13 protein-coding genes are annotated in these 12,257 nt (G+C 44.2%); 11 read left to right on the top strand and 2 right to left on the bottom strand.

The window, feature by feature from the left end; genetic code table 11:
- Nucleotides 1–65: 65 nt before the first annotated feature.
- The 11 genes from udk to RBB12_RS05415 all read left to right on the top strand — a co-directional run bounded on the left by udk (nt 66) and on the right by RBB12_RS05415 (nt 10,362).
- Nucleotides 66–674 (top strand): uridine kinase, encoded by a 609-nt coding sequence (gene udk / locus RBB12_RS05465; RefSeq protein WP_306013296.1) that lies wholly within the window; start codon nt 66–68, stop codon nt 672–674.
- A gap of 1 nt (nt 675) precedes the next feature.
- Nucleotides 676–1,008, top strand: a complete 333-nt coding sequence (locus RBB12_RS05460) for a septum formation initiator family protein (protein ID WP_306013297.1) — start codon at nt 676–678, stop codon at nt 1,006–1,008.
- The gene (locus tag RBB12_RS05455; RefSeq protein WP_306013298.1) at nt 1,001–2,383 is read left to right on the top strand and encodes a methylmalonyl-CoA mutase subunit beta; all 1,383 of its coding nucleotides are present in this window, start codon (nt 1,001–1,003) and stop codon (nt 2,381–2,383) included. The genes RBB12_RS05460 and RBB12_RS05455 overlap by 8 nt, the downstream gene beginning before the upstream one ends.
- Nucleotides 2,376–4,448, top strand: coding sequence for a methylmalonyl-CoA mutase (scpA, locus tag RBB12_RS05450; protein ID WP_306013299.1), 2,073 nt, complete (start codon nt 2,376–2,378; stop codon nt 4,446–4,448). Before RBB12_RS05455 ends, scpA begins: the two co-directional genes overlap by 8 nt.
- Nucleotides 4,449–4,582: 134 nt before the next feature.
- Nucleotides 4,583–5,356 (top strand): ParA family protein, encoded by a 774-nt coding sequence (locus tag RBB12_RS05445; protein ID WP_127141470.1) that lies wholly within the window; start codon nt 4,583–4,585, stop codon nt 5,354–5,356.
- Nucleotides 5,357–6,262: a ParB/RepB/Spo0J family partition protein gene (locus RBB12_RS05440; RefSeq protein ID WP_179384126.1), complete on the top strand. Its 906-nt coding sequence runs from the start codon at nt 5,357–5,359 to the stop codon at nt 6,260–6,262.
- Nucleotides 6,255–6,911 carry a DUF5683 domain-containing protein gene (locus RBB12_RS05435; protein WP_293284660.1) on the top strand — a complete coding sequence of 219 codons (657 nt, stop codon included), beginning with the start codon at nt 6,255–6,257 and terminating at the stop codon, nt 6,909–6,911. The genes RBB12_RS05440 and RBB12_RS05435 overlap by 8 nt, the downstream gene beginning before the upstream one ends.
- Nucleotides 6,912–6,914: 3 nt before the next feature.
- Nucleotides 6,915–7,616 carry a 4-hydroxy-tetrahydrodipicolinate reductase gene (gene dapB, locus RBB12_RS05430; RefSeq protein ID WP_306013300.1) on the top strand — a complete coding sequence of 234 codons (702 nt, stop codon included), beginning with the start codon at nt 6,915–6,917 and terminating at the stop codon, nt 7,614–7,616.
- Nucleotides 7,617–7,665: 49 nt separating this feature from the next.
- Nucleotides 7,666–9,408, top strand: a complete 1,743-nt coding sequence (gene lepB, locus RBB12_RS05425; protein ID WP_306013301.1) for a signal peptidase I — start codon at nt 7,666–7,668, stop codon at nt 9,406–9,408.
- A gap of 20 nt (nt 9,409–9,428) precedes the next feature.
- Nucleotides 9,429–10,061, top strand: coding sequence for a WbqC family protein (locus RBB12_RS05420; protein ID WP_306013302.1), 633 nt, complete (start codon nt 9,429–9,431; stop codon nt 10,059–10,061).
- Entirely contained in the window at nt 10,054–10,362 is a 309-nt protein-coding gene (locus RBB12_RS05415) for a DUF6122 family protein (protein ID WP_306013303.1), read from the top strand. The genes RBB12_RS05420 and RBB12_RS05415 overlap by 8 nt, the downstream gene beginning before the upstream one ends.
- On the opposite strand, the gene RBB12_RS05410 is transcribed toward RBB12_RS05415, so the two are convergent.
- Both RBB12_RS05410 and RBB12_RS05405 read right to left on the bottom strand, forming a co-directional pair.
- Nucleotides 10,351–11,388 carry an endonuclease/exonuclease/phosphatase family protein gene (locus RBB12_RS05410; RefSeq protein ID WP_306013304.1) on the bottom strand — a complete coding sequence of 346 codons (1,038 nt, stop codon included), beginning with the start codon at nt 11,386–11,388 and terminating at the stop codon, nt 10,351–10,353. The genes RBB12_RS05415 and RBB12_RS05410 overlap by 12 nt on opposite strands.
- Before the next feature lie 3 nt (nt 11,389–11,391).
- Nucleotides 11,392–12,255, bottom strand: coding sequence for a rhomboid family intramembrane serine protease (locus RBB12_RS05405; RefSeq protein ID WP_306013305.1), 864 nt, complete (start codon nt 12,253–12,255; stop codon nt 11,392–11,394).
- Nucleotides 12,256–12,257: the final 2 nt, after the last annotated feature.

Genomic DNA, 12,257 nt, shown 5'->3' with positions numbered 1-12,257 from the left:
ATGTTGTGTCGTAATTGGGCAGGAGATGTAATCATTTGTTTATTTTTGATGCCAAAATTTAAACTATGCTGATCTTAGGGATTGCAGGCGGCACGGGATGCGGTAAAACTACGGTAGTAAACCAAATTGTGGAGCAGCTGCCGACGGACGAGGTTGGGGTTATTTCCCAAGATTCCTATTATAACGATCTTTCCCATTTGACCAAGGAAGAAAGGGCCATGGTAAACTTTGATCACCCCAATTCGATAGACTTTGACCTTTTGATCGAGCATATCCAATTATTGAAAGAGGGAAAAACCATCGACACCCCCATCTATTCCTTTGTGGAAGAGACCCGGATGAAGGAGACCATTCCCACTCCGCCCAGAAAAGTGATGATCGTGGAGGGCATTTTGGTGCTGAGCAACCCTAAGCTTAGGGATATGTTCGATATTAAGATCTTTGTGCATGCCGATTCGGACGAACGTTTGATACGAAGGCTGCAAAGGGACACGCAAGAACGGGGGCATGACTTGAAGAAAGTGCTTACGCGGTATCAAACTGCCGTAAAACCCATGCACCTTCAATTTATAGAGCCGTCGAAGGAGTTTGCCGACATTATTATCCCGAACAACCACTACAATACGGTGGCCGTGGACATTGTAAGGACCATTATCAACAATAAACTCGCGTAGCATGGGCTTAAAGGAATGGAGAAAAAAGAAATGGTTCAAGATCATGACCAATACGTACATTTTGGTGCTGACCATTTTTGTGATTTGGATGGCCTTTTTTGATACCAATTCCCTTTTGATCCATTTGGAACTGGAGAATGAAATCGATAAGTTGGAGAAGGAAAAAGAATTTCTGAAAAGCGAGATTGCCAAGGACAAGGAAATCTTGAAAAAGATGTCCGATGAAAAGGAGTTGGAAAAACTCGCTCGCGAAAAATATTACATGAAAAAGGATAACGAAGAAATATTCTTGATCGAGTACGAAGACAGCCTAAAGCACAAAAACGATGACTAAATCCGGCCTATTTAGCGAATTCCCCGAGGTTACCGCCAAGCAGTGGAAACAAAAAATCCAGATGGACCTCAAAGGTGCCGATTACAACGAGACATTGGTGTGGGAATCGTTGGAAGGCATCAACGTAAAACCGTTCTACCATCCCGAAGACCTGGAAAACATCTCCACCTATCCTCTACCCAAGAACCATGATTGGTCTGTTGGTCAATCCATTTATGCGGGTGATGCGCAAAAAGCCAATGCCAAAGCTCAGGAAATCCTAAAAAAAGGGGTAGAAAGTTTGATTTTTACGGTTCCCAATGAGGAAATCGATTTTGACGCTTTGTTGTCGGGAATAATTCTGAAAGACATCCAACTCTATTTCAACTTTGAGTTTTTGGCCCTGGAACCCATTCAAAAATTAGTATCTCTCCTCAAAAGCAAAAATGCAAAAGCCCATTTGAACGTAGACATTATCGGACATTTGGCCAAAGAGGGCAACTGGTACCATACATTAGAGAAAGACCACGACATTTTTGATCATCTGGTGAAGCTCGGTACTTCGGATATTTCAATCGTAGGAATCGATATCTCGCACTGTCAAAATGCGGGCGCCAATATGGTACAGCAGCTGGCCTATGGCATGGCCCATGCCAATGAGTATCTTAACCATGTCTCCTCGAGCGGACTCGAGAAGTCTTTCCCAGTTACCTTTACCGTAGCTGTGGGCGGCAACTATTTCTTTGAAATAGCCAAATTGAGGGCATTGCGGTGGCTTTGGACCAGTTTGGCATCGGAATATGGCATCAAAAGCGATTGTCATATCCTGGCAATTCCATCCAAGCGCAACAAAACAATTTACGATTACAATGTGAACATGCTCCGAACCACGTCGGAATGCATGTCGGCAGTATTGGGCGGGGCGGATACGGTTTGTAATCTACCCTATGATGCCCTCTACCACAAAGACAACGAATTTGGGGAACGCATTGCACGAAATCAATTGTTGCTGTTGAAAGAAGAAAGTTATCTGGCCGAAGCATCCCAAATTGCAACAGGTTCCTATTACATCGAATCACTTACGCACCAATTGGCAGAAAAAGCCCTTTCCCTTTTCAAGCAATTGGAAAAAGGAGGTGGATTTTTGGATGGAATAAAAAAGGGAACCATCCAACAAAAAATAAAGGAGAGCGCCGAAAAGGAACAACAGCTTTTTGATGAGGGAAAAATTGTTTCGTTGGGTACCAATACCTACCAAAATCCTGAAGATCGGATGAAGGAAAGTCTCGAGCTTTACCCTTTTGTAAAGACCAAAGCGAGAAAAACCATCATTGAACCCATTATTGCGAGAAGATTAGCTGAAACTTCCGAACAAAAAAGATTGAACAATGAGTAGAAAAGACCTTCAACAACTGGAATTGGCAGTCAGTTCAAGCGCTCTCGAGACCCAAAATTACGAGCACGAAAATTTTGCAGCAGGCATCTCTCCCTTTTTGCGAGGTCCCTACTCTACCATGTATGTTCGTAGGCCATGGACCATTCGCCAATACGCAGGTTTTTCCACCGCCGAGGAAAGCAATGCGTTTTACAGAAGAAACCTGGAAGCCGGACAAAAAGGGCTTTCCGTAGCTTTTGACCTGCCCACCCACCGTGGGTATGATTCTGACAATGACCGAGTAGTTGGCGATGTTGGCAAAGCTGGAGTTGCCATAGATTCCGTTGAGGACATGAAGATTTTGTTCAACGGTATCCCCTTGGATAAAATGTCCGTTTCCATGACCATGAACGGTGCGGTAATACCCATTATGGCCTTTTATATTGTTGCGGGTTTGGAACAAGGCGTTTCCATGGAACAGCTATCCGGGACCATACAAAACGATATTTTAAAGGAGTTCATGGTGCGGAACACCTACATTTATCCCCCAACGCCATCCATGCAAATCGTAGCGGACATTTTTGAGTTTACCAGCAAGAACATGCCCCGTTTCAATAGCATCAGTATTTCGGGCTACCACATGCATGAGGCCGGAGCCCCAGCATCCATGGAGTTGGCCTACACTTTGGCCGATGGCGTGGAATACATCCGAACCGGGATACAGGCAGGTCTCAAAATCGATGAATTTGCACCAAGGCTTTCCTTTTTCTGGGGAATTGGGATGAACCACTTTGTGGAAATCGCCAAAATGCGCGCAGGAAGAATGCTCTGGGCCAAGTTGTTGCAACAGTTCAACCCCAAAAACGAGAAATCCTCCATGCTCCGTACCCATAGTCAAACCAGCGGATGGAGTTTGACCGAACAGGACCCTTTCAATAATGTGGCCAGAACAACCATTGAAGCTATGGCTGCCGCCTTTGGTGGAACACAAAGTCTGCACACGAATGCATTGGACGAGGCCATTGCCTTACCCACAGATTTCTCGGCACGTATTGCACGCAACACGCAAATCTATCTGCAACAAGAGACCCATATTACCCGAACCGTGGATCCTTGGGCCGGTAGTCAAAAAGTAGAAGAATTGACTCATGAGATTGCTGAACATGCCTGGGAACTGATTCAAGAGGTGGAAAAATTAGGGGGAATGACCAAAGCCATCGAGAAAGGTATCCCCAAAATGCGGATTGAGGAAGCCGCAGCCAAAAAACAGGCACGTATCGATAGTGGCCAAGATGTCATTGTTGGCGTCAATAAATACCGACTGGAAAACGAAGACGAGCTGCAGATCTTGGAAGTGGATAATGCCAAAGTACGCAAGCAGCAAATGGCACGTTTGGAACAAATCCGCAGCACAAGAGATTCTGAAAAAGTGGAACAGGCCCTAGAAGCCATTCGAATCGCAGCCAAAAAAGCCTCGGAGAACAACACCGACCGTGGAAATTTGTTAGCTTTAGCCATTGAAGCTGCCAAAGAACGTGCTACGCTAGGCGAAATCAGCGATGCCATGGAAAGTGCCTTTGGACGCTATAGAGCAAAAATCCAATCCTTTACCGGAGTGTATTCCAAAGAGATCAAAAACGACGAAAGTTTTGAAAATGCCCGTAAGTTGGCCGATGCCTTTGCCGAACAGGAAGGGCGTAGACCACGGATAATGGTGGCCAAAATGGGTCAAGACGGTCACGATCGTGGCGCCAAAGTGGTAGCTACTGGCTACGCCGACCTTGGTTTTGATGTGGATATTGGTCCTCTATTTCAGACTCCCGCCGAGGTGGCCAAACAGGCCGTGGAAAACGATGTACACGTGCTTGGGATTTCCTCCTTGGCCGGTGGACATAAAACCTTGGTTCCCGAAGTAATTCAAGAACTCAAAAAATACGGTCGGGAAGATATCATGGTGATTGTTGGAGGGGTAATTCCGAAGCAGGATTACAAACATTTGCTGGACAATGGTGCGGTGGCAGTATTCGGACCAGGTACGAAGATTGCCGATGCGGCCACGGAAATCCTGAACATCCTTCTGGATTAGGATTCGTAACCATCTTGTGCCTAAAAGTTTAACTTTATTTAACGCAGCATAGCAGGTTTATTCACCCCCTGTTAACAAATTACATTTTATCGCATCTTAAATAATCGTATTTTTAACGCCTAACTTACTATGAAATGGGCAAGATTATTGCAATAGCAAACCAAAAGGGTGGTGTTGGAAAAACGACCACTACGGTCAACCTTGCAGCCTCTTTGGGCGTATTGGAAAAAAAAGTACTGCTGATTGATGCAGACCCCCAAGCCAATGCTACCTCTGGATTGGGCATTGATGTGGATTCCGTGGAAAACGGAACCTACCAGCTTTTGGAGCATACCATGAGCGTTGAAGAAGTAACGGTTACCACAGATTCCCCGAATGTTGACCTGGTTCCCGCTCACATTGACCTTGTGGCCATCGAAATCGAATTGGTGGACAAGGACAACAGGGAATATATGATGAAAGAAGCCCTGAAGAATCTAGGTGACAAGTACGATTTTGTATTGATCGACTGTGCGCCATCTTTGGGTTTGCTCACGTTGAACGCGCTTACCGCAGCCGATTCGGTAATGATTCCGATTCAATGCGAGTACTTTGCCTTGGAAGGTCTAGGAAAGTTATTGAACACCGTAAAAAGTGTACAGAAAATACATAACAACGATTTGGACATCGAAGGAATGTTGTTGACCATGTACGATTCTAGGTTACGACTTTCCAACCAAGTGGTTGAAGAAGTGAAAAAGCACTTCGCGGATATGGTTTTTGATACCATCATCCAGAGAAACGTTAGGCTGAGCGAGGCCCCAAGTTATGGCGAAAGCATTATAAAATATGATGCCAGTAGCAAAGGTGCCTCCAATTACCTTAACTTGGCCAACGAAATTTTGAAGAAAAACAAGGAGAAAGTTTAGATGGCGAAAGCAACAAAAAAACAGGCGTTGGGAAGAGGCCTGTCCGCTCTTTTGAATGATCCGGACAACGATATTAAATCAGTTTCGGATAAAAATGCGGACAAGGTTATTGGAAATGTAGTAGAACTGGACATCAATTCCATTGAAGTCAATCCTTTTCAGCCACGTTCCAATTTTAACGACGAAACCCTTGAAGAACTGGCCAGTTCCATTCGCGAGCTTGGCATTATACAGCCAATTACGGTACGAAAACTGGATTTCAACAAATTCCAGCTGGTCTCTGGGGAACGTAGGTTCCGTGCCTCCAAGTTGGTGGGATTGGAAACCATTCCTGCCTATATCCGCATTGCCAACGACCAAGAATCCTTGGAAATGGCTTTGGTGGAGAATATCCAAAGGCAAGATTTGGATCCCATCGAAATCGCTTTGTCCTACCAGCGACTTATTGATGAGATTGAAATCACGCAAGAAAAATTGAGCGATCGTGTGGGCAAAAAGCGTTCCACCATAACCAATTACCTGCGTCTGCTCAAGTTGGACCCTATTATCCAAACGGGAATGCGCGATGGGTTCATCAGTATGGGCCATGGTAGGGCGCTTATCAATATTGATAAGAAAAAAGACCAGATCGCTATTTACGAGAAAGTGGTTTCCGAAGGTTTGTCCGTAAGGGCCACGGAACAACTGGTGAAAGCAAGAAAAGAACCTGAAAGTGCAGGTTCAGTCAAGAAAAAATCCACTCAAGATGTACCCGAATTCGTTTCCAAAAGTCTTGATTCCATTAAAGAACGGCTTGCGACCAAAGTAGATATTACCACATCCAAAAACGGAAAAGGAAAAATTGTGATACCCTTCCACTCGGAAGAAGACTTTAAGCGTATCAAAAAATTATTGACAGGTGAATAAAAACCTCCTTTTACTGCTCTTTTCCTTTTTGTGGTTACAGTTAGGTTTTTCTCAAGAAGAAGAGAAAAAGGAAAACGAAAAGCAACCTCAGCAGACCCAAGAGGCAGACTCCCTTGCACAAAACATGAAAGGGAAAGGCGTCACTTTTGAAGAGGTTACAAAACAAGAGAACATCAATCCCCTAGCGCCCAGCAAAGCTGCCTTCTATTCTGCTATTCTGCCCGGTCTTGGTCAAATTTACAATAAGCGATATTGGAAAGCACCTATCGTTTGGGGTGCCATGGGAACCGGAATTTATGTGTACTCCTTCAATAACACCGAATATAGAAGAGCCCGAAATGCGTTTAAACGGCGGCTGGCCGGCTTTGAGGACGACGAGTTCTTTGACCTGAACGGCGATGGCGTTGGTCCCGACGTGTCTTCCGAAGCCCTGCAATCAGCTCAAGAAAATACGCAACGGGACAGGGACTTGGCCTTGGTGATTACCATAGCACTCTACGCACTGAACATCATCGATGCCAACGTGGATTCCCATTTAAAGCAATATAATGTAAGTGATGATTTGGCGGTGGATTTTAACCCCGTAATAGACATCAATCCATTTACCAACGACCTTAACTATGGCATGGCCATGGTAATAAAATTTTAGCGTATGAAGATTGCTCTTTTCGGATATGGCAAAATGGGAAAAATGATAGAGCAAATCGCTCAAGAACGGGGCCATACCATTGTAGCAAAAATTGATGACCCCACACAAGATGTGGATTACAGCTCCATGGACGTTGCCATTGATTTCAGTACCCCCGAAGCTGCTTTTGATAACATTACCAACTGCTTTACAAACCAGGTACCGGTAATCAGCGGCACCACGGGGTGGTTGGGCCGGTTTTCACAAGCGGTGCGTATCTGTGAAGAAAACAAGAGTGCTTTTATCTATGCCTCCAACTTCAGTTTGGGCGTTAATCTCTTTTTTGAACTCAACAAAAAGTTGGCCCAAATGATGTCGACCGTGGAGCAATATCATGTTTCCATGGAAGAAATACATCACACCCAAAAACTGGATGCACCGAGCGGAACGGCCATCACCTTAGCCGAAGGCATTATCGAGAACAGTTCATACGAGAATTGGAAACTGGATGAATCCGGCGACAAAACCATACCCATAAAATCCATCAGGGAGGGCATGGTACCGGGAACGCACACCATTTTTTATAAAAGCCCTGTGGACACCATCGAGATAAAGCACGAAGCGCACAACAGGGAAGGTTTTGCATTGGGTGCGGTTATCGCAGCCGAATGGATTCAGGGAAAAACAGGTGTGTTCACCATGAAGGACGTGTTAAACCTAAGCTAAAAAACGTAACAACAATTTAGGCCGAGAGTCTAACAAAGAAATATGTATTATGGACGGAATTCAGTGGATTATTTTTATTCTGATAATTCAGGTCATCCATTTCTTGGGAACTTGGAAACTCTACGTTAAAGCCGGAAGAAAGGCATGGGAAGCCGCCATACCCGTGTATAATGGGATTATTTTGATGAAAATCATCAACAGGCCTTCGTGGTGGGTCATTTTATTGTTCATTCCCATCATCAATTTATTGATGTTCCCCGTGGTATGGGTGGAAACCATCCGAAGCTTTGGCAAAAACTCGTTGGTAGACACCTGGTTGGTGATATTGACGCTTGGTTTTTACATTTTTTACATCAACTACGCAGAAGATGTACAATACATTGAAGACCGCAGCCTAAAGCCAAAAACAGGATTGGGCGAATGGGTCAGTTCCATCGTATTTGCGATCGTAGCCGCAACCTTTGTCCATACCTACTTTATCCAACCCTACGTAATACCCACAGGGTCTTTGGAACGTACACTTCGTGTGGGCGACTTCTTGTTTGTGAGCAAGTTCCACTATGGGGCTCGCGTACCTATGACCACCTTGGCCGCACCCATGGTACACGACACCCTTCCTGTGCTCAAAACCCGCTCATATTTGGCCAACGTTAACCCAGATACCTACAAAACTTCTTGGATCAACAAACTACAATTGCCATACATGCGATTGCCCGGGTTTGAAAAAGTGGAGAAAAACGATATTGTCGTCTTTAGTTTGCCAGCGGATACCTTGTATCAGTTTTTCAAGGCACAAAAAGCGGTCATCAAACCTATCGACAAAAAATCGAACTACGTAAAACGATGCGTGGGAACTCCAGGGGATTCTTTGGAAGTCATCAACGGATATGTCTACATCAATGGGGAACAGCTTCAATTGTCTGACAGGGCAAAACCGATGTATGTTTACGAAATTTACGCTAAAAATGGCGTCTCCAGTAGATATTTGGAAGAAGTGGACGCATCAGATTATGTCCGCAAATATATCGCTACTAACATCAATGAAGCGCAGTACAATGCTTTGGCCCCCTTTATTTCAGGTGGAAGGCCAGCTGGAGATGGCAAAATTGAATTGTTCACACAGGAGCAGGGAATCCCTACCGAGGTTATCCGTCAATTAAGGCTTTCCCTTAGCGAAGAAAAACCACGCTCCCGAATGGCGAACCTCACCCACGATATGGTGACGGCGCTCAGAAATAATCCTGCTATTGATTCCGTGGTTCAAACCGTAGAACCTAAAGGCATGTACGGAGGAAACACCTTTCCGCAAAAGCCCAATCTATATCCTTGGAACAACGACAACTTTGGTCCTATTTACATTCCAAAAGCTGGAACTACCGTAGCTATCAATTCAAGGACCATTCCCTTGTACAAGAAAATCATTCGCGATTACGAGCACAACGAGGTAAAGGTTACTGGCACCAAAGTGTTTATTAATGGCGAAGAAGCCGATTCGTACACCTTTAAGCAAGACTACTATTGGATGATGGGAGACAACCGCGACCACTCCGAGGACAGCAGGACGTGGGGGTACGTTCCGGCAGACCACATTGTGGGGAAACCTGTGTTCCTTTGGATGAGTTTCGATAATTTTAGGCAAGGTATCGCCAATTGGAGAGTACGATGGGACCGTGTGTTCACCACCGTTGGCGGAAGTGGCCAACCTGTTTCCTATTTCTGGTACTTCATCGGACTTTTGGCCGCTTGGTTCATTTTTGATTTCGTCCGAAAACGAAAGAAGAAAAACGCATAAGATTACAAAACCGAAGTTCCTTGAAAATTCTTGCCCACCCTTCCTATTTTCCAAGTATTGCCACCTTTGCGGCTATTGTTCAGCATGAGGTGATTTGGGAGGCGAAGGACAATTTTCAAAAACAGACCTACCGCAACCGTTGCTACATTGCTACGGACAAGGGCAAGCATATGCTCAACATTCCCATACAACATGTAGGCGGAAAAGAAGGGCGTCAAAAATATGCAGATGTCACCACCGAGAATAGCTACAATTGGAAAAAGGAACACTGGCGGACCTTGGAAACGGCTTATCGCACCTCCCCTTTTTTTGAATTTTATGAAGATGATATCAAACCGCTTTATGAAGGAGATGAGGATGCACTCTATGATTTCAATCTCAAGACCATTGAAGCCGTTGCAGGGTGCATGGGGATTGCCGTACTGCATGAAAAAACCAAGATTTACGAAGTGCGACCAGAAGTTTATTTGGACGCCCGTTTTTTGGTAGAGGCCAAAAAAGAAAAAGACTGGTCTATGGAGCCCTACCCGCAGGTGTTTGAGGAGCGACATGGCTTTATTCCCAATTTGAGCATTTTGGACCTGTTGTTCAATGAAGGCACCAATGCCCTCGACTACTTGAAAGATTTCCCTTTAGATTTGCAACATGCTTAGGCACTTTATTCATTATGGCATTCATTTTTTGGTGCCCATACTCATTGCGTTCTGGTTTTTTAAGGGCAATCGCATCAAGATTGCGTTGATTCTTCTAGCTGGAATTCTGATTGATGTTGATCATTTTTGGGCCGACCCCCTTTTTGACCCGCAGCGTTGCAGCGTAGGGTTTCACTTCTTGCACAGTTATTGGGCCATTGCCCTCTATGCCATCTTACCGTTTTTTAAACCTACCCGGATAATCGGATTGGCTTTGATCATCCATATTATCGCAGATTCTGTGGATTGCCTATTGATGTGATGTCAATCGCAAGGTGGCCATTATTGGATAGTGGTCAGATAGGTATTTGTCAAAGTTTTGATGGGAAAGTACCTTGAAGTTTTCATCGGCCAAGATGTAGTCAATACGAAGGGGTAATTTTACAAAATTGTACGTTCGCCCCCATGCCTTTCCTTTTTCTATAAAACTATCTTGCAAATCTCCTTTCACAATTTTATAGATATTGGAAAATTGGGTATTGTTAAAATCTCCACAAACCATATTGATGTAGGGGCTTTTATTAAGATGTTCTCTAAAAATCTCCGCCTGTTCCAGTTGCTTGGAGAAGGTAGCAACCAGTCTTTTATAAGTTCTCTCCGATTCTTCTCCATCGGTAAAGTTATCCGTGCTGGGCTTGAGTTTAAAAGACTGCAGGTGCAAATTATAAACGCGTATGGTATCTTCTTGAAACAAAATATCGGCATAAATAATATTGTTCTGGGTAGTGGGTAATTCCAAGGAACCGCTGCCGATTATGGGATATTTGGAAAAAATAGCTTGAGTGGCACGCCTTTCAGAGCGAGGTGTCTCACTACGGTAGGGGTATTGTTGTAGCTGCTTATTCCGTAGTCTGCTATGCTCTTGAATACAAAGGATATCAGGATTTGCTTTTTTAACAAGCTCAATAATGCTATCTCCAATACCTGTCTCTGGCATCCATCCATTTTTGTTAAACCCCCAAACATTGTAGGACATGATTTTTAAGTCAGAAGCTGTTTTTTGGTAGGATTCCGATTTATCAAAACCGTAAAACGGTCCAAACATCCAGTAGCCGAGCACCATCGCCAGTAGGGATAGCACAAATTTTCGTTTAAGCTGTACCGCCCAATACAAAAAGAACAAGGCATTTAGGGCAAAAAGAAAAGGTACGACCAAGCTCAATACCGAAATGGCCGCAAAAAATTGTAGCGGAACATAGGAAATAAGACCCGTAACGATTAAAAGCAGCGCAAACAATACATTGATTGCATAGACCACCCTATCAAATATGGAGGTAGATTTTTTCACACTTTAGTCTTCCTTACCGGCCTTGAACAAAAAGTCCTTTTCTTCCTTTGACAAGCTTTCGTAACCAGATTTGCTGATTTTGTCCAAGATGGAATCTATTTTCTTCTGCTTGGCCTGCTTGTCATAATCGGCCTTACTGGTAGTCGATGTCCTGTTTTTGTACACCGTTTTCATTGGGGCCTTCTTCTCTCTGGGTTTGAATAGGTTGGCAATACCGTTCCTCATCGTCGTAAACCCAGCCCCAATATCGTTCCCTTTGAAAAGTTGACGGGCATACACATAACCCAAGAAAGCTCCGCCCAAATGGGCCATACCCCCACCAATGTTATCACCCATACCAATAAGCACCAAATCCTTGACTACCAAGGCCACTCCAATGTACCACAGTTTGATATTAAAGAAAATCACCCGCACCTCTTGATTGGGAATATAGGCGCAAACAAATATCAAAACGGCGTTTACTCCTGCCGAAGCCCCTACCAATGCCGTATTGGAATTGACCAAGGTGGGAAACACATTATAACTAAGCAAAAATAGAAGTCCGCCCAACATCAAACCCAAAAAGTAGACATTGATGAAGCGTTGTTCATCGAACAGATTCAAGAAAATCCTGCTCGCAAAATAAAGTATGAGCATGTTCCAAAAAATATGCCCCAGACCTGCATGGAAAAAAGAATAGGTGACCCAGGACCACGGCTGGACCAAAAACTCAAAAAAATCTTTTGGCAAATGGAACCATTTGGAAAAAGAATAGCCCAACAAGGCACCTGAAAGACCGTCAAGTAAAAATATAAGTACGTTAACGGCTATCAGTTTTTCCGCAATGCTCAGCCTAGCAAATTGGTATCGAAGTCCTCCGTTCATCATAA

Origin of the sequence: Allomuricauda sp. MMSF_3307, assembly GCF_030733585.1 — a bacterium.
In the GTDB taxonomy this organism is placed as follows: domain Bacteria; phylum Bacteroidota; class Bacteroidia; order Flavobacteriales; family Flavobacteriaceae; genus Flagellimonas.
This window is presented reverse-complemented; position numbering and strand designations above follow the sequence as displayed.